Source organism: Shewanella woodyi ATCC 51908 (genome assembly GCF_000019525.1).
In the GTDB taxonomy this organism is placed as follows: Bacteria; Pseudomonadota; Gammaproteobacteria; order Enterobacterales; family Shewanellaceae; genus Shewanella; species Shewanella woodyi.
Map to the genome: position 1 here is coordinate 4,984,990 of NC_010506.1, position 18,692 is coordinate 5,003,681.

General features: G+C 44.4%; 12 protein-coding genes. 10 read left to right on the top strand and 2 right to left on the bottom strand.

Translation table 11 applies throughout. The features are described from left to right. The first annotated feature begins 40 nt into the window (after positions 1-40). Positions 41-1,993 carry a BCCT family transporter gene (locus tag SWOO_RS21050; protein ID WP_012326689.1) on the top strand — a complete coding sequence of 651 codons (1,953 nt, stop codon included), beginning with the start codon at positions 41-43 and terminating at the stop codon, positions 1,991-1,993. Positions 1,994-2,175: 182 nt separating this feature from the next. Here the strand turns inward: SWOO_RS21050 and SWOO_RS21055 are convergent, their stop codons facing one another. Further along, the gene (locus tag SWOO_RS21055) at positions 2,176-2,646 is read right to left on the bottom strand and encodes a BLUF domain-containing protein (protein WP_012326690.1); all 471 of its coding nucleotides are present in this window, start codon (positions 2,644-2,646) and stop codon (positions 2,176-2,178) included. 237 nt (positions 2,647-2,883) lie between these two features. On the opposite strand from SWOO_RS21055, the gene SWOO_RS21060 reads away from it, so the two are divergent. The 9 genes from SWOO_RS21060 (at position 2,884) to SWOO_RS21100 (ending at position 16,047) form a co-directional block, all read left to right on the top strand. Then, positions 2,884-3,615, top strand: a complete 732-nt coding sequence (locus SWOO_RS21060) for an ABC transporter ATP-binding protein (protein ID WP_012326691.1) — start codon at positions 2,884-2,886, stop codon at positions 3,613-3,615. A 48-nt stretch (positions 3,616-3,663) separates the two neighbouring features. Next, the gene (locus tag SWOO_RS21065; RefSeq protein WP_012326692.1) at positions 3,664-6,186 is read left to right on the top strand and encodes an ABC transporter permease; all 2,523 of its coding nucleotides are present in this window, start codon (positions 3,664-3,666) and stop codon (positions 6,184-6,186) included. Beyond that, positions 6,186-7,358, top strand: coding sequence for a lipocalin-like domain-containing protein (locus tag SWOO_RS21070; protein ID WP_012326693.1), 1,173 nt, complete (start codon positions 6,186-6,188; stop codon positions 7,356-7,358). Before SWOO_RS21065 ends, SWOO_RS21070 begins: the two co-directional genes overlap by 1 nt. 389 nt (positions 7,359-7,747) lie before the next feature. Then, positions 7,748-7,999, top strand: coding sequence for a chaperone NapD (locus tag SWOO_RS21075; RefSeq protein ID WP_012326694.1), 252 nt, complete (start codon positions 7,748-7,750; stop codon positions 7,997-7,999). Positions 8,000-8,088: 89 nt separating this feature from the next. Beyond that, positions 8,089-10,569 carry a nitrate reductase catalytic subunit NapA gene (gene napA / locus SWOO_RS21080; protein ID WP_012326695.1) on the top strand — a complete coding sequence of 827 codons (2,481 nt, stop codon included), beginning with the start codon at positions 8,089-8,091 and terminating at the stop codon, positions 10,567-10,569. A 26-nt stretch (positions 10,570-10,595) separates the two neighbouring features. Then, the gene (locus SWOO_RS21085; RefSeq protein WP_012326696.1) at positions 10,596-11,024 is read left to right on the top strand and encodes a nitrate reductase cytochrome c-type subunit; all 429 of its coding nucleotides are present in this window, start codon (positions 10,596-10,598) and stop codon (positions 11,022-11,024) included. A 192-nt stretch (positions 11,025-11,216) separates the two neighbouring features. Next, positions 11,217-12,833: a hydantoinase/oxoprolinase family protein gene (locus tag SWOO_RS21090; RefSeq protein WP_012326697.1), complete on the top strand. Its 1,617-nt coding sequence runs from the start codon at positions 11,217-11,219 to the stop codon at positions 12,831-12,833. Beyond that, positions 12,830-13,912, top strand: a complete 1,083-nt coding sequence (locus SWOO_RS21095; protein ID WP_012326698.1) for a DUF917 domain-containing protein — start codon at positions 12,830-12,832, stop codon at positions 13,910-13,912. The genes SWOO_RS21090 and SWOO_RS21095 overlap by 4 nt, the downstream gene beginning before the upstream one ends. A 23-nt stretch (positions 13,913-13,935) precedes the next feature. Then, positions 13,936-16,047 (top strand): TonB-dependent receptor, encoded by a 2,112-nt coding sequence (locus SWOO_RS21100; protein WP_012326699.1) that lies wholly within the window; start codon positions 13,936-13,938, stop codon positions 16,045-16,047. Positions 16,048-16,127: 80 nt separating this feature from the next. Here SWOO_RS21100 and SWOO_RS21105 read toward each other — a convergent pair whose 3' ends face one another. Beyond that, on the bottom strand, positions 16,128-18,524 hold the full coding sequence (locus tag SWOO_RS21105; RefSeq protein ID WP_041417820.1) for a helix-turn-helix transcriptional regulator: 2,397 nt from the start codon (positions 18,522-18,524) through the stop codon (positions 16,128-16,130). Between the last annotated feature and the right edge of the window lie 168 nt (positions 18,525-18,692).

Genomic DNA, 18,692 nt, shown 5'->3' on the forward strand with positions numbered 1-18,692 from the left:
GTGCGCTCTCAACAGCTTTGCAGTTGTTACGGAACGTAAAATGAAAAAACACTTTGAACTTATCGATAAGCCAACCTTTTTTGGGGCTTTAATACTGCTTTTTTCGGTTGTGATCCCCTTGCTTATATTTCCAGCAGAGGGTGCACATTGGATTGCTGTAGCTAAAACTTTTATGACAGATAAGCTAGGTTTTGCTTATCTTGGCCTAGGGTTAGCGGCATTCTTCTTTATGATATATATCATCTTCTCCGATATAGGCCAGATAAAACTTGGGGATCCTGATGAAGCCCCTGAATTCGCTCTCGCCTCTTGGGCAGCGATGCTATTTTGTGGTGGTATCGGTGCAAGTATCCTCTATTGGGGAACGATTGAATGGGCCTACTACTACCAAAATCCCCCTTTCCAGTTGGAAGCTGGTAGCGAGGAAGCTGTCCGCTGGGCAGCAACCTACGGCCTATTCCATTGGGGACCGATTGCTTGGTGTATCTATATGATCCCAGCAATCCCGATTGCCTATTTCTTCTATGTTCGTAAGCAGCCTGTTCTTAAAGTTTCTGCTGCACTTATGCCTGTTATCGGTGAAGCAAACAGCTTTGGCAAACTCGGTAAAGTTATCGACATTCTATTTATCTTTGGTCTATTGGGGGGAGCTGCAACCACACTAGGTTTAGCTGCACCTTTGATCAATGAAGGGATAAGTTATCTGTTCGGCATCCCCACATCCACAGGCAGCCAGATTGGCGTACTCTTACTTTGTACGGCCATATTTGCTTACTCATCCTATAAAGGGATGGACGAAGGGATTAAAGTTCTAAGTAACATAAACTTCTGGGGCGCGTTAGGCCTACTGGCTTTTGTTCTTGTCTGCGGTCCTACCATCTTTATGTTAGAGACAGGTTTAGACTCTATTGGTCGCATGCTATCTAACTTTTTTGTTATGGCGACTTGGGCAGAACCTTTTGGTGGTTTAGGAACCTTTGCTGATACTCACTTCCCTCAAGATTGGACCATATTCTATTGGGCTTGGTGGTTGGTATTTGCACCGAGTATGGGCCTGTTTGTTGCGCGTATCTCTCGCGGAAGAACCATTAAACAGATGGTATCTGGAGCCGTATTCTTTGGCTCGCTAGGTTGTGCAATGTACTTTATGATCTTAGGTAACTACGGATTATCACTGCAGTTATCGGGTCAGCTCGATGTGGTCGGCATACTGAACTCAGAAGGGGCAACCCGCGCTATCTTCTCTATCTTAGAGCAGCTACCGTTTAGCACCTTGATCATCGCTCTATTTACCTTGCTATGTATCATCTTCACTGCAACCACTTTCGACTCTATCTCCTATATTCTGGCGTCGGTGGTACAGACAAATGTCACTGAAGACCCAATGCGTTGGAACCGACTTTTCTGGGCCTTTACCCTTTCGTTTATGCCTTCAGTTCTGATGTTTATGGGTGGCTTAGCCACACTACAAACCGCTGCGATTGTAGGAGGGTTACCCCTACTTGTTATCGCGATCATGTTGATGATCTCAGGCGTTAAAGCAGCCATGTTAGATCTGAGCCATCAGGATGATTATGTGGATCCAGTGATCAATATCTCTGATCTACCAGAGGTCGATCCTTGGAGTAAAGAGGGCCAAGCCCTTGCTCGTTTTGAGCTGTTACGAGATAACGCTATTGAGGCTGCTAACTTAGAGCGCGAAGCCATAGATGCTATCTGGTTGCTAAAGAAACAACTACGCAGGGAAGCTCTATCTCGTGGTGAGTCGAGCTTAGAGCTTGGCAATGCTCCGGATGAGATCATTACAGAGTTACGCCAACTCACTGAGGATGCGATGAAAGCCAAAGAGCGCAAGCTAGAAGCTTCAGAACAAGCTCAAGCAGCTAGAAGCTCTTTTAACGAGCTTATGCGTGACAAGGAGGAGGGTGAACTCTCGTTGGCCCAAGAGGAAGCTAAAGCCGCGATTCAAGCAAGATTGAATACACCAGGCTAATCCGTTAATAGGTTAAACCTAACCAGTAACACCTAGCTTATGCCCGTAGTAATCTCTTCTGCGGGCATATTATCCCCTCCGCAAAACCGCTATTTGGTAAAGTCCTCACAAACTCACTTTATATAAAAGCCTATATTAAATACTAAAGGTCAATATAAACAAATAAATGTAAGTATTCAGGTCTACTTCGACAAGCTCTCAATTGTGCGCTCCTGTGTCCTTATTCGAATTTGAGAAAATTGCTCGATAAACTCCAAGCTAGTTTGCTCTGACAGTAGAGAAGGGTTAAATACACCATCAGGAAAAAAACCATCAACAATATTCATATGTCTATCGATATCCAACACAGCTCCCATACTCCAAGCTCTAAACTGCTGATTATCAACTTCTCTCTTGTTAATAACCGTTATTGAGTGGTGCCTTGAGTCTTTAGATATTTTTTGAAAAAGAGCATCAATAACAGCAGACTCTCCCTCAATACACTGTAAAAAGTAGTAGGAATTAGCGCAAAGAAAACCAGTGACAGATAGCGCTCTATTGTTTATTTGTGCCTTTTCAACCAGAGCCTTAATCTCCATCACACTCAAGCCTTCACTTACTGAACTCGAATAAATAAGTTGGACAATCGGCATATATTGTTTTCCTTCTCTCATTTCTACTCCTAGCTATCAGTATGATTGAGCACTTAACTAATGGCCTAAAAATTTATGTTTTAAAAAAGGTAAATATAAGCACAGACACTAGAGAGAGATGCTCTCGCACCTCAATTTGATCCTAACAGTAAATAGATCAGTATATATAACAACAATAAAGCAAAATAAGTTATCCTAACTTCGCATTTAAAACCGTTACCTAAAAATGCCGAATTTAGCACAAGGAATGAAGCTGTAATGATCGCACCCGAACAGTTAGTTCAACTCTCAGGTATCACTAAGACCTTTGTCGATGGTGACCAACGCCATACAGTGTTGAACAGGCTAGATCTCACGCTTTCTCAGGGAGAAACCATAGCGCTAACTGGCGCCAGCGGCAGTGGTAAAAGCACCCTGCTTAATCTCATCGCAGGGTTCGAGAGAGATGATGCTCACTCTGCAGTCACAAATTCTACCTCTTTGACTGCCTACTCAAGCGATACAAGCAGCGGTACACTCACCCTACTCGGTCAAGATACCACCCGTTGGAAAGACAGGGATTGGAGCCAATTTCGCCAAACCTCTTTGGGTGTTGTTTTTCAGCAGTTTAATCTACTCACGCCACTCAATGTCAAAGATAACATCGCCTTTCCCCTCAGGCTCAATGGTCAAGATTGGAACCCTTGGTGCACGCATCTGGCTAACACTTTAGGCCTAAATGAACTATTAAACCGTCATGTAGAGAGCTTATCTGGTGGACAACAGCAACGAGTAGCAATCGCGCGAGCTCTAGCCCACAAACCACCACTCATTTTGGCCGATGAGCCCACCGGAAACCTAGATCAAACAGCTAGTATGGAGGTAATGCGACTCCTATGTGAACTGGCTGGTGAGCATAAAACCTCAATTTTAATGGTGACCCACAGCCTAGAGTGCGCCAATTTTATGCTTCGAAGGTGGCACTTGGACAGAGGCAAGATCCATGAGTAAAACAGCAAAAAATACAGCAGCGAGTTTATTATGCGAGCTCATTAATCGATGAATAACTTCTGGCTGAGCCTCACTGTTTTTATCAGTCACTACCGTCAAGCCCCACTCCAAGCTGGCGCGATCACTATCGGCATCATATTGGCTGTAATGCTACTCACAGGTGTGCGGGCCACCAATGAAAACGCAATTAAAAGCTATAGCTCTGTCACAGAGCTATTAAGCCAACAAGCTAAATGGAACATCACCCCAAGCCTAGGTAAGAAACACTTAGATGAGTCACTCTATTTCGACATTCGCGCAGCTGGATTTAACCAGAGTCTGCCAGTCATTGAAGGGGTTGCCACCAGTACAGATAACAGACGATGGCGAATACAGGGAAGTGATTTAATCGCTGCATTAAGTTCAACCTTGAGCAACAGTGATAACAGCAGCCAAACCAACTCAGAGAACAGTCACAGCCAACCCGCTCTTTTCTCCACAGCTATCCCACTTGGGAAACTGCTATCGGGTACTCCTATCGTTATCATGAGCCAATCGATGGCTAAACAGTTCGATAAAGAGCCTAAATTCTCGCTCTCTGGCATAGAGCTTGAGATAGTCGCTCTCGATGATAGTAGTCAATTAGGTTCGAGTATCTTAATGGATATCTCTTTAGCGCAGAAGATACTCAAGCAGACGGGGCAGCTAAGCTATATCGCGCTATTTAGTGATGTCTCAAACCAGAGAGTTCAGCTTGAAACCCTGCTCGGCAAACGCGGCAACCTGATTGAAAGTGATAACGGTGATAGTCTCACCGCCCTAACTGAGAGTTTTCATTTGAACCTAACAGCCATGAGTTTACTGGCTTTTGTTGTGGGATTATTTATCGCTTATAACGGAGTTAGGTACAGCTTACTCAAGAGGCAACGATTGCTCACTCAGCTGCAACAGCTAGGGGTAAATAAAGCTGCCTTGATGTCTGCATTGCTCACAGAACTGGCTATCTTAGTACTATTGGGGTCTATAGCAGGCTTTATCTTAGGTCTTCAGCTAAGTCACTGGTTACAACCTATGGTTTCAGTCACCCTTGAGCAGCTCTATGGCGCTAAAATTCTACCTGGAAACTGGCAGTGGTCCTGGCTGTTTCAAGCATTTGCTTTAACCCTTTTCGCTGCACTTGCAGCATGTAGCTCACTCCTACTCCAATTAACCCGCCAAGCTTTATCGGGAAGCTCTAACCATTTTACCCAGATAAGCAATACGGCTAAGGTACAAAAATATCAGCTATTCACGGCGCTTTTTCTAGGCACAATCGCTTGTATACTCCTGCCTTTAAGTCAAGATTATCGCTATACCATGGCGCTGCTCGGGCTCGTTATCATCGCCATTCCACTAGCATTGCCTACCTCTTTAACCATCATGGTTAACCTACTGCTTACGTGTATCAATAAACTCCAGCAAAAGATTGGGTTTAAAGGGTTACTGCATTATCAGATAGCGGAAACTAAAGAGTTAATCGCGCCGCTCTCTCTGGCCATGATGGCAATGCTGCTTGCACTCACCGCCAATATTTCAATGAATACCTTAGTAGGAAGTTTCGAAACGACCCTCAAGCAGTGGTTAGAATCACGTTTACATGCTGAACTCTATATCAGACCCGCCGCCGATCAGATGCTAGAGGTGGAAAGCTTCTTAGCTAAACAAGCTGGTGTCGATGCCGTTTATAAACAGTGGTACCTAAGGAGCCAACATGAGAAGCTACCTATTAACTTAGTCACCCGTGATGAAGTCTCTTTAAGGGAAACCACAGTACTAAAATCATCCCTCAAAAGTCTCTGGCCTGAACTGCAAAGAGGTACACAGGTGATGATAAGTGAGCCTCTGGCCATCAAGCTCCAGATTAACTTAGGTGACGAATTAACCTTAGCTGCGATCCCAAGTAAGCGTTTTACTGTTGGCGGCATATTCTATGACTATGGCAATCCTTATGGTGAGATTATTACCTCACCTAAGGTATGGAAAGAGCAGGATTTTCCAGCTACCCCCTTAAGTTTGGCGGTGGGTTATCAAGGTAAAACAGATAGATTAAAACAGGCTTTACAGGAACAGTTTTCCATCCCTGATGCGATGATCTACAGTCAAGAGAAGATAAAGCAGCAAGCGATTATCATGTTTAAAAAAACCTTCTCTATTACTCAGGTACTCAATACATTAACTCTTCTTGTCGCGGCTATCGGTCTCTTTAGCGCCTGCTTTATGCTAACTCAAGCCAGAATGGCGCCTATGGCTCGTCTATACACATTGGGAGTTAGCAGGGTACAACTCACCCAGATGGTGTTCATTCAGATGGGGATCATTGTCTTGTTTACCTGCTTTGTCGCACTGCCGACCGGTGCGATATTAGGCTATCTGTTGATCTATAAGGTCACTTTGCAAGCATTTGGTTGGAGCATCGCCATGGAGTGGGACTGGTTAGCCTACGGCAAAGTGGTAGCCCTTGCACTTGTCGCAAGCTTATTTGCTGTTGCGCTGCCTCTGTATCAGCAGACTAAAAAGCCACTTATCTCCAGCTTACAAAGTGAGGTTTTATAATGGCGATTGTTCAGATACAGATAACTCGAAAAAATATCACCGCAATCATCTTAGCTCTAACCATAAGCTTTATGCTATTTGCCTGCTCTAAAGCGCAAAACACAGAGCAAGCCGTTTCAATGGGTAAGCTAATGGGTCACTCTCAAGAGGGAGCAGGTCAAACCTATACTCCAGTCGAGAAAAGCCGAGCTATCTCTTTTCCTCAAGACCATTTAGCTCACAATGACTTTCGTCAAGAGTGGTGGTATTTAACCGCTAATTTAGAGACTGAGCAGGGGAAAAAACTTGGCCTACAGTGGACCCAATTTCGAATCGCGCTAACGCCTGAAGAGCTCTTCTCTGCCTCAGATGAGAAGACAGAAAATGAACAGTCTGAGAAAAACAGCTGGGTAAGCAAACAGCTCTATATGACTCATGCTGCTGTCACCACACAAGAGCAACATTTCGCCGAAGAGAGGTGGTCCAGACAGCACCCAATGCTTGCGGATGTATCAACAGCGCCACTTACCATAAAAATCGATAACTGGCGCTGGATAGGCACAGGCGACGAGCTGTTTCCTGCCTCACTCGCAGTAGATGGCGACCAGTTTAGTTATCAATTATCTTTAAACGCTAATGCTCCCTACCAGTTACAAGGTGAACAAGGTTATAGCATTAAAAGTGCAGATGGCTCAGTGGCTTCACACTACTATAGCCAGCCTTTTATTCAGGTCTCAGGTCAAGTCACCCTTCAGGGTGAATCCCATCAAGTGACAGGAGAGGCCTGGCTAGACAGAGAGTGGAGTTCACAGTTTTTAAATAAAGATCAAGCAGGCTGGGACTGGTTTGCACTCAGGCTAGATGATGGATCTACCTTGATGCTGTTTCAACTTAGGGGAGAGCCAGACAGTGAAACTAGTTTCTACAGTGGTCGACGTATGTTTGCCGATGGCAGTGGCCGCAACATTGGGTCTGATGAGATAGCAATAGAGGTGCTAGACTGGCATCAGATAGACACTAGCCGCTATCCAATATCATGGAAAATTAATATCCCTTCGGAGAGTATTCAACTCACAACCCAGGCCTTGAATCCAGATGCAAAAATACCTCTAAGCATCAGTTATTGGGAGGGGCCAGTGGTGATATCTGGCAGTCATCAAGGTGAAGGCTATATGGAACTAACGGGATACTAACTTTAGGTTCTAGCAGACTCAGGCTTAAACATATCTGACTTAAATTAACACCAGTCAATCCCACTACCTCTAAATGATAATAACTATCATATTTCATGGGGATAACAACTCTCCTATCTAACGAACAAAAATCGTTCACTAAATAAGCTTTTTATGAACTAATCTATCAATTAATCAAAGTGTTCTAGCCGATATAAACAATAAAGGTCAAAATGTGAACTCCATCACGCACAAAATATTGATCTTGATCGACTAATACCTCAGATACCCCTTACTAGGTATACCCACAAAATATGTAAGGTCTAGACTCGATAGTAACTTAGATAGGTAGCGCTCCTAAAACTAATCCCAACTGCTGCCTGTCACTTCTACGTCGAGGTAAAACAGAGATGAGTCAGGAATATCATGTTACCAGTCTGGTCGTACACGCAGCACCCGCTGAAGTTTCACAAGTAGAAGCCAAGATACGCTCACTCGATGGTGCGGATATTCATGCCGTGACCTACGAAGGTAAGTTTGTGATCACCTTAGAGGGCAAGACACAAAAATCTATCTTAGATAACGTCGAAGCGATAAATGCCTTTGAAGGGGTTCTCAACAGCAGCCTGGTCTATCACCAAGTGGAGCCTATAGCAGAGTAAACCCTGAAGTAACAAGCTGAAAAGCAATAATAAGATCTAATACTAACATCAATAAATTTAAGCAAGAAAACAGAAGAGTGAGGAACACCATGAGCATTAGCCGTCGCGAGTTTCTAAAAGCCAACGCTGCCGTTGCCGCTGCAACCACAGTTGGTGTGACTCTGCCAGTGAGGATAGTTGAAGCCGCTGAGCAGAAAGATAACATCAAGTGGGATAAAGCCCCCTGCCGTTTTTGTGGCGTAGGCTGTAGCGTTTTGGTAGGCACTAATAATGGCAAAGTCGTTGCCACAAAAGGTGACCCACAGAGCCCAGTTAATAAAGGCCTTAATTGCATTAAAGGCTACTTCCTATCGAAAATCATGTATGGAAAGGATCGTCTAACAACGCCACTTCTACGTATGACCGATGGAAAGTACGATAAGGAGGGTGAGTTTACCCCAATCAGCTGGGATAGCGCCTTTGATATCATGGCTGAGAAGTGGAAACACACTCTAAAAGCTAAAGGGCCAACCGCAGTCGGTATGTTTGGCTCTGGTCAGTGGACTGTGTGGGAGGGCTATGCGGCCTCTAAACTGCACAAGGCGGGTTTCCTCACCAACAATATCGACCCTAATGCTCGTCACTGTATGGCATCTGCGGTAGGTGGCTTTATGCGCACCTTTGGCATTGATGAGCCGATGGGCTGTTATGATGACTTAGAAGCCGCTGACCACTTCGTGTTGTGGGGCGCCAACATGGCAGAGATGCACCCAATTCTATGGGCTCGCCTGTCAGATCGCCGCTTAAGCAGTCCAACGAGTCGCGTTCACGTACTCTCTACTTTTGAAAACCGTAGTTTCGATCTCGCCGATAACGCCATGGTTTTCCGCCCTCAATCAGACCTAGTGATCCTTAACTACATCGCAAACTACATTATCCAAAACGATGCAGTTAACCAAGAGTTTGTTAACAAGCACACTAAATTTGCACTAGGCACCACTGATATCGGTTATGGCCTTCGTCCTGAGCACCCATTAGAGCAGAAAGCGAAGAATCCAGGTAATGGAAAGTCGGCGCCAATAAGCTTCGATGAATATGCAAAATTTGTCAGCACTTATACCCTTGAGTACGCGGCCAAGATGAGTGGCGTAGAACCTGAAAAACTCGAAGAGATGGCCAAAGCTTATGCCGATCCATCCATCAAGGTAATGAGTTTGTGGACCATGGGCATCAACCAACATACACGTGGTGTTTGGGCAAATAATATGCTCTACAATATCCACTTATTAACGGGTAAGATCGCCACACCGGGTAACAGTCCATTCTCGCTAACAGGCCAGCCATCAGCTTGCGGAACCGCACGTGAAGTGGGTACCTTCGCTCATCGTCTGCCAGCAGATATGGTCGTGAAAAACCCTAAACACAGAGCACTATCAGAAAAGTTGTGGCAACTTCCTGAAGGCACCATACCACCAAAACCTGGCTACCATGCCGTGCTTCAGAGCCGTATGCTCAAAGATGGCAAACTTAACTGCTACTGGACCATGTGTACCAACAATATGCAGGCAGGTCCTAACATTAACGATGAAATTTACCCTGGATTCCGTAACCCAGAGAACTTTATTGTCGTGTCAGACCCCTACCCAACTGTCACTGCAATGGCTGCAGATCTTATTCTACCTACGGCAATGTGGGTGGAGAAAGAGGGCGCATACGGTAATGCCGAGCGTCGTACTCAGATGTGGCATCAACAGGTGAAAGCTCCGCAAGGGGCTAAGTCAGATCTGTGGCAGCTGGTTGAGTTCTCAAAGCGCTTCAAGGTTGCAGAAGTTTGGCCTGCTGAGTTAATCGCTAAGAAGCCTGAGTATGCCGATAAGACACTCTTTGACGTGCTATTTGCTAACGGCGAGGTCAATAAGTTCCCAACATCGGACTGTAAGGGTGAGTTAAACGAAGAGTCTGATCACTTTGGCTTCTACCTGCAAAAAGGTCTGTATGAGGAGTACGCTCAGTTTACTCGTGGTCATAAGCATGACCTTGCAGATTTCGATACCTACCATGAAACTCGCGGCCTACGTTGGCCAGTGGTGGATGGCAAAGAGACACTGCGCCGCTTCTCGAAAGGCGATCCCTACCTCAAGGCAGGTGAAGAGTTTAACTTCTACGGTAAACCGGATGGCAAAGCGGTGATTTTCGCACTGCCATTTGAACCAGCAGCAGAGGAGCCAAACGAAGAGTTTGACCTATGGATGTCAACAGGCCGAGTACTCGAACACTGGCATACAGGCTCTATGACAGCCCGAGTACCTGAGTTATATCGCGCTTACCCTGACGCCCAAATCTTTCTCCACCCAGAAGATGCCAAGGCCCGAGGCCTAAAGCGTGGAGATGAAGTCATCGTAGCCTCGCCTCGCGGTGAAGTGAAAACACGGGTCGAGACTAAAGGTCGAAACAAGCCACCGAGAGGCGTGGTATTTGTGCCATTCTTCGATGCTCGCCAGTTGGTGAATAAGCTTTTACTAGACGCGACGGATCCGCTCTCGAAAGAGACAGATTTTAAGAAGTGCCCCGTCAAAGTAATGAAAGCCTAATGTGCCTAAATAGCGGAGAACAAACGATGAAGAAATTATTCACTGCAGCGGCGCTTATCATGGCGCTGGGTGCTTGCTCTGGTCAGCAAACCAATACACAAGCTGATCCGGTCAATATTAACTCTCTAGGAAAGTCTGAGATCACAGAGGTGCGCGCCGCCGATGCGATGCCTCTCTATCCCAAACGCGGTAAGTCAATTGAGCGAGATTTTGTCCACCAGCCCCCTATGATCCCCCATAAGGCGGATTATAAGATCACCATGAAGAAAAATGGCTGTATGTCATGTCATAGCTGGGATAAAGCTGAGAAGCGTAAGGCAACGCCTATCGATATCTCACATGTTAAAGATGAGAAAGGCAGTCTGAACAATCAATATTACTCATGCTCTCAATGCCATGCTCCTATGGCTGAGAACAAGCAACCACTGGTCGAGAACACTTTTTCGAATAACTAGATGCTAGAGTAAACTGTTAATATAAAACCACCTTTTCAGGTGGTTTTATATTTTCCCGACTCTAGGCTAACAATCTTAACTACTAACATCTCCTAAAAAATAACTACTCTTTTTAAGATTAAAACCACTCTTTTTTGCTCATTTTTAAATCAAGCCTTCTGATATGTTAAATAAAACACAAGGAAGCATCAAATGAGCAACAATCAAAAAACTGAACAAAACAAAGAGCAGCTGACCGATGATGTTATACGCCTTGGTGTCGATGTTGGCGGAACCAACACCGACGCGGTATTAATTTGTGGCCATCACGTACTCGCCAGTACTAAACAAACAACCACAGACAATATTTATCAAGGAATTGAAAGTGCTGTAACAGAAGTGCTGCAACAAGCGGGTCTGAGTAGTGACAAAATTGATTTCTGTATGATAGGCACCACCCAGTTTACCAATGCGTTTGTCCAACGCCGTGAACTCAATGGAGTTGCGATTATACGGCTCGGATCACCCACAGCCAAAGCATTGCCCCCTCTAACGGGGTGGCCTCAATCCATGCTCGACAGTTTCGAACAGCAAGTTTTCATGTTTCCTGGTGGCCATCACTTCAATGGTGCGGTGAACAGCGAATTTAGCGAGGCATCCCTAGACACTGTTATTGACAGTATTTTAACCAATTCACTCACATCAGTGGCTATTAGCTCTATTTTCTCACCTGTTAATCAAGAGTTTGAGCTAAGAGCAAAACAATACTTGCAGACACATTGCCCAAATATTTCAGTAAGCATGTCACATGAAATTGGCCGAGTCGGTATTATTGAACGTGAGAACTCCACCATTATGAATGCCAGTTTAGCGAAATTAGCAGAACGTGTTGTCGACGCTTTTGAAACCTCGCTGACTAAACTCAATATCAAGGCTCCGCTCTATATTACCCAAAACGACGGAACCTTGATGACTGCTAATGCAGTGCGTCAATTCCCAGTGATGACATTCGCATCAGGCCCCACAAACTCTATGCGAGGCGCTGCATTTCTCAGTGGACAGCAAGAGGCCATTGTTGCTGATATTGGAGGTACTACAACAGATATAGGCATGTTGATACAAGGGTTTCCACGAGAGTCGAGTATGCATGTCGATATTGGTGGAGTGCGAACCAACTTTCGCATGCCTGATATTATCGCTATCGGGCTGGGAGGTGGCAGTATCTGTGACCCAGTAAAAGGCACTGTTGGCCCACAATCTGTAGGCTACCTACTAAAAGAGAAAGCTATTAGTTTTGGTGGAGATATATTAACCGCCACTGACTGCGCATTAACACGAGATCCAACCTTTATTCATGAGGCTAAACCTGAGCTCGTAAGATTAAAAGCGGCTCAACTTACGCCTATTAACCAAGCCATAAATCGGCTTATCTCCCAAGGTATCGACGAGATAAAAACCAGCCGAGTTAAAGTGCCACTGATCTTAGTCGGTGGCGGCCATATTTTAGTCCATGAAACCCCTTCCGGTATCTCAAAAATCATCCGACCACAGTATGCCGAAGTCGCGAACGCTATCGGTGCCAGCATCGGCATGGTCAGTGGTGATATCGATCAAATCTTCGATTATGACGAGCTCAATCGTAATGAGAGCCTACAACAGGCCAAAGATTTGGCCACTGAAGCAGCCATAGTCGCTGGGGCAATTCCTGACACTGTATCAATACTTGATATACAGGAGATGCCGCTAAGCTACATCAAAGGTCAAGCTACTCGAATTCGTATTCGTGCCACTGGCCAACTATTTTTAACTAGCCAGAGGGCATGCTCATGAACCTAACGCTCAATAATTTGGAAGATTATGCCCGTGGCGCTGCTTTACTCGGTGCAGGTGGTGGTGGCGATCCCTATATTGGCCGCTTACTTGCTGAAGAAGCAATTAAAACCTATGGCGCACCGCGTATTATTTCAGCCCAAGAACTCGATGATGACGCCGTCATTATCTCAGTAGCAATGATTGGTGCACCGACAGTTTTGATTGAAAAGGCCTGCTCTGGCGATGATATCGACCTGCTGATTAAGGCGATGGAAAAACGTCTAGGTAAACCCATAGATGCCTTAATGCCGATAGAGATTGGTGGTGTTAACTCTTGTTTGCCTTTGGTTGCAGCAGCACGAACTGGCCTCCCCTTAGTGAACTGCGATGGCATGGGCCGAGCCTTTCCAGGTTTAGAGATGGTGACGTTCAATGTATATGGCTGTGCAATTTCGCCTGTTGTCATGACAGATGAACACAACAATCAAGTTGTCATCGATACCAACAGCGCCGCCAAAGCTGAAAAGTTTGCTCGTAGCGTTGTCGGTGAGATGGGATTAAGCGCCATGCTCTCCTGTTATCCCCTTAACGGTAAGCAACTTAAAAAATGGGGAGTGCACGGCACCATGACCCTCGCTCTGGAGTTAGGTCAAGCCATACGTTTGGGTCGTCGCGACGATAATGCTGTGCACTCTTTACTGTCAGCCCTTAATCAAACGAGTTATTACGCCCCTGCAAGAGCCCTACTCACGGGAAAAGTTATCGATATTGAACGGGTCACAAGGGACGGATTCTCTTTCGGCCACTGTGTAGTGCAGTCGTTTGATGGAGAGCATGAGATCAATTTGAGCTTTCAAAATGAATTTCTAAGCGCTAAGAGCCAAGACAAGTTTCTCGCCACTGTACCCGACATTATAGCAGTCGTTGATAGTGAAAATGCAGAACCTATCACGGCTGAAACCATCAGGTTTGGCCAACGAGTTTGTGTTATCGCCACCAGTGTCCCTGAGCTAATGCGTACACCGCAAGCTCTAGCAGTTTTTGGCCCTCGCTGCTTTGGTTTAGACACTGACTATTTGCCGGTACCGACGAAATAATAGATTTAAAATGGAGAGATAAAATGAAAACAATATACTACCCCATACTTTTTAGCATAAGCATGATGCCTATTGGTATGCTTTGGGCGAACGCTGAAGAAACAGAAGAAAACATAGACATTCAAGGTATTGAGGTCATTCAAGTTACAGCCCGTAAACGCACTGAGTCACTGCAAGAGATCCCCGATGCAGTCACCGCCTTCAGTGAGTCAGATATCGAATCTGCCCGCATTGAACAAGTTAACGATTTCATCAATCTAACACCCAATGTGATCTTCCGAAAAACCTTCAGAGCAGGAGCCTCATTTATCACCATGAGAGGAATTACCGGTACCCAACAAGGTTTACCACCTGTTACCTACGTGGTTGATGGAGTTCAGGTCGGATCTGCTGATTTCATCAACCAAGATATGGGAGAGATTGAACGTATTGAAGTACTGCGTGGTCCACAAGGCGCCCTTTATGGTGCAGGAGCTATGGCTGGTGCCATCAATGTGATCACAAAAGCCCCCACAGAGGAACTTTCTGGAAAAATAAAAGCTCAGTATGCAGAGGGTAATGACAAGAGCGTCAGTGGCTATATAAGCGGTGGCGTTAGTGAGAACATCTTTGGCTTAGTCTCTGTTGGTGCCCGAAAATCTGATGGATTGATTGACTCATCGACTGGTGAGGATCTCGACTTTAATGATACCAAACGGATTAAAACCCGCTGGCAGTATCTTGGTGATGAATTTAGCGCCGATCTTAGATTAGGCTACGCCAGCTATGAACAGGGAGCAGTGATGCAAGATCTATTGGCAAAAGGAGAAGAGTTTGTTGATGCTCAAAAAACCGATCTAGATGACTTTTCAGGTTCAGGACCAGAACGAAGCTTTATAGGGAAAGAGAACCAAATATTTAAAGACGCCTCAATCAAGCTTGATTATGACTTCGATAATATGACATTCACTTGGATTAGCTCCTACCAAGACGCAGAGCAAGATCTAATTGGCGATCTTGATTGGAGCTCAGCTAACATATTCTTGCAAGATTTAGTCGATAACTTCGATGTCACTAGCCATGAAGTAAAACTGACTTCAAACAATGATTCCGATCTACGCTGGCTTGCAGGGGCTTACTATCAAAAACGTAATGGTCTCAATCAACTACGTATCCGACTTGAGCCAACTGTAGGTGTTATCGGAGATTCAATATTCGATCAAGTCGATGTCAAAGAGGACACCATCAAAGCTGTATTTGCACAACTTAACTATGATATTACTGATAAATTAGAGCTGACGTTAGCCGGGCGTTATGATCAGGTTGATTACCAAAGCACTCGTTTTAAAACACCTGAACAACAGGAGATAGTCCCACTTCCAGATGCTAATGGCCAGCTACAAGATACCTTAACGGAGTCTGACAGTTCTTTCCAACCAAAGGTTTCTCTCTCCTATGATATTAACAGTGATAGCATGATCTACGCGACCTATGCAAAAGGCTTTAGACCTGGGTTTTATAACTCAGGTAATCTTACAAAAGCCGAAACAACCCAAAATTTTGAAGTGGGCGGAAAATCAACCTGGTGGAACAATCGTGTTCAAATAAATGGTGCAATTTTCTACATTGATTACTCCGAACAGCAGTTATCCTTCATCATTGCGACTCCCCCATTTAGGCAAACCTCAAATATAGACCAAACAGAGATCCGCGGTTTGGAACTAGAAACGGTTGTCATGTTAAGCGAAGATCTTAGATTTAATGCTGCATGGGGTTATACCGACTCAAAAGTAAAAGACACAGGGCAAAGGGCACCAGCTACCCCGAAGTATACTTTGAACCTTGGGCTCAACTATCAAAAAGAGCTAGGCAGAGATTGGCTTTTAAATACCCGTTTAGATTATCGAGCACAAGGAGATTTTTTTCTTGGAACAACGCAACAACCTTTGGAGGTTGGTGCTAAACAGTTCGTCAACCTGAGTGCTGCATTGGAATGGCAAGATTGGCGATTTACACTCTACGGAGAAAACATCACCGATGAGTACAGCACAACCAACGCCTCTTATGTTAATGGGTTACTGGGTACCGTAACAGGCATTATTCGAGCTTATACTCCTGGCCGTCAAATTGGTGCATCTGTCGAATATAAATTCTAAAAGACCTTTGCTTTATCAAAAACAAGGATGTTTTTCCCTTTCTGGAAGCTAATATTGATTGCCATTATGCTTCCAGCTTTTTATTCTTCAGGCAGGTTTTCTGCCAACACAGCCACAGCCAACTTGCGGCTCTTAACTCCAAGTTTTCGATAAACATTTTTCAAATGAAACTTTACTGTTTGTTCTGAAATATCCAGCTCAATTGCTATCTCTTTATTTCTACGTTGCTGAGAAACAAGGGCCATAATTGCCGATTCTTTAATAGATAGTAATCGACTTCCCTCCTCCTTTTTAGGCTCTAGAATCAAACGCGTTCTATTATGCCTATTCAATATTTCGGTCACTCTATCTTTAGAGATCCAACTCCGTAGCTGCCAAATCAATTGCAGAAATCCGCTATCTTCGACAATGGCTATCTCTTGGGACAATTTAGTTTCATCATCTCGATTAATCGCTAACATCAAACGACATTGACACGCTAATAAGGTATGTTTTTGTGACTCTGAAAAGAGCAGCGCTTGTTCTAATCGTTTATTCGACAGGCTGCCTAACAACATCTCTAACTCAAGGTGTAGTTGCTGCAAGCGCCAAGGTAAAGAACTAGGCTGTTTTGGCAATGGAGAGATGTATGCAGCAAATTTATCTTCTATCTGTGACTGACTGACTAATGCTAAACGCGCTAGATAATTCAGCAGTATATCTAAATGAGCTAAGCGATGTTTTTGACTATGCTCTCCTGCCAACCTTAACCACTGTACCAATGATTCCGGCTTATTATGATGTAATGCGGTTTTAGCGGCTAGAGCATAAACAGCAGCATAAAGGTCAAACCAAGCTTCACTATGATTTACTTCACGTACTAATTTATCCATCACAGTTAATGAAGGGATCAGCCCCTTATAAAAAGCCAATTCACGCTTTACAGCAAACATAGCAACTCGAATGCTCTTATCTTGACTAAATAAACGCTGAACTCGACTTGAAACCCTTGTTAAATATCTTGAGCTAGACTCCGCATCCATCTTCAACATGGAGATATGAGATTGGTGAATATCCAGAAATGCTTCACCATAATCTGCATCTAACTCCTTTTGATAATAAGCTCGAGTAGCCAATAAATACTGCTCAGCCTCTTCAACTCCTCCCTGCTGGATTGCAATTAAAAGCAGAATATTATTGATAAGAGCACCAGCAAAAGCACTAAGTCCATCATGGTTAGGTAGATGTTCACCTTTAAGTATTACTGGACTATCACCCTGCAAACGAATGAAAAACTCTCGCTGGTTTTGACTTAAATTTAACCCTTCATAAAGACATACAAACGCGTCAGCCACTGACCAATCAAATGAATCTTGATGATAGTGACGATTGATCAGCTTTCTGGCTTTATCAACCTCACCTCGCTTTAAACTTACAATACAAGCAAGCCACGCGACCTCATCAAAGGCAAACCACTCTTGAGTGGAAAATTGCTGCAATATGAGCTCTAAATTCCCTAAACCGTGACGGATCCACTGCAGTAGTCCTCCTTGTTGCCTCAGCAAAGACACAGCGAGCTTCACCTCACCACAGGCCATCATAAGGCCAATAGCATTAACAATATCACCTTGTGAAGTATATCGTTTTGCCAGTGCCTGATAGGCGAGTAGAGACGCAGTGGTATCCTCTCTAAGACAGAGTTTTTGCAACGGTTCTCGTACAACAGGCAATAAAGTCCATTCGGTTTCTGACTTTACATGTAAACCTGAGAATGAGCGTTCAAGTAGTTCACTTATTAACAACTGTTCAGGCTCTATGAAAAGTCGCTTAGGTAACTGAGAGTTAATACAGAGTAAACGAACATTGGAGCTATCTTGCTCGCTTAACCCCTCTAAGATCTCCTGCAAGAGCAGTTGCCCCAAAATAGGATGCAGCACTAAGTGCTGGTGAAGTTCAGCTATGGAGCAAGAGGAGGGAGATAGTGATATAGCAAGATTCACTAAAAAAGGATGCCCCAGTGTCATACTAAAAATTTGAGAGGGGGGGATCAGGCTATCTGAAGAGGTGATAGAGACAATATCACTATAGGACAAAGCCAGTTTTTCAGATCCTAATAACGTACACGTTTGTAATAGGTGAGCAGGTAAACGATTGAAAGAATTTATACCACGACCAGCAAGAACCAAACGACACGATTTTGAGATAAGCAAAACAAAAACTTCTTGCCAGTGTGCTGATTCGACTAGATCCCAGTCGTCAAGGTATACAGTGGTATCGGGGGTCACTTCCTCTAGGATTGATTCAACTTGCCTTTGCCACTGCTCATCTGCGCCATTAATGTAATAGCTTAGCGACGAGCTATTATCTTGATGTTGCAATATCAAGGTCGTTTTTCCAAACCCCACAGGCGCTACCAATAGAGCTGTATTCTCTGAAGATTTCAGCAATGCATCCTCAAGTAACTTTGCTCTTAAAATAACACTGTTCTGGCTCATCATTACCCGGTTCAAAGAAGGTGTCTAAATATATAATTAAACACTAATGGTCAGTCTAAAGTCAGTCAACTCCAGATAAAAATAGCTATAAACCCAGACTGTAAAAATTATTCATTACGTCGAATGTGGCATTCATATTTGACAAAGAATAATAATTTATCAACTAACTGG

Coding starts and splice junctions, on each gene's coding strand:
- SWOO_RS21090 (WP_012326697.1), top strand. CDS start 11,217: ATGAGCAACAATCAAAAAACTGAACAAAACAAAGAGCAGCTGACCGAT.
- SWOO_RS21070 (WP_012326693.1), top strand. CDS start 6,186: ATGGCGATTGTTCAGATACAGATAACTCGAAAAAATATCACCGCAATC.
- SWOO_RS21050 (WP_012326689.1), top strand. CDS start 41: ATGAAAAAACACTTTGAACTTATCGATAAGCCAACCTTTTTTGGGGCT.
- SWOO_RS21100 (WP_012326699.1), top strand. CDS start 13,936: ATGAAAACAATATACTACCCCATACTTTTTAGCATAAGCATGATGCCT.
- SWOO_RS21060 (WP_012326691.1), top strand. CDS start 2,884: ATGATCGCACCCGAACAGTTAGTTCAACTCTCAGGTATCACTAAGACC.
- SWOO_RS21065 (WP_012326692.1), top strand. CDS start 3,664: ATGAATAACTTCTGGCTGAGCCTCACTGTTTTTATCAGTCACTACCGT.
- SWOO_RS21095 (WP_012326698.1), top strand. CDS start 12,830: ATGAACCTAACGCTCAATAATTTGGAAGATTATGCCCGTGGCGCTGCT.
- SWOO_RS21075 (WP_012326694.1), top strand. CDS start 7,748: ATGAGTCAGGAATATCATGTTACCAGTCTGGTCGTACACGCAGCACCC.
- SWOO_RS21055 (WP_012326690.1), bottom strand. CDS start 2,646: ATGAGAGAAGGAAAACAATATATGCCGATTGTCCAACTTATTTATTCG.
- SWOO_RS21105 (WP_041417820.1), bottom strand. CDS start 18,524: ATGATGAGCCAGAACAGTGTTATTTTAAGAGCAAAGTTACTTGAGGAT.
- SWOO_RS21085 (WP_012326696.1), top strand. CDS start 10,596: ATGAAGAAATTATTCACTGCAGCGGCGCTTATCATGGCGCTGGGTGCT.
- napA (WP_012326695.1), top strand. CDS start 8,089: ATGAGCATTAGCCGTCGCGAGTTTCTAAAAGCCAACGCTGCCGTTGCC.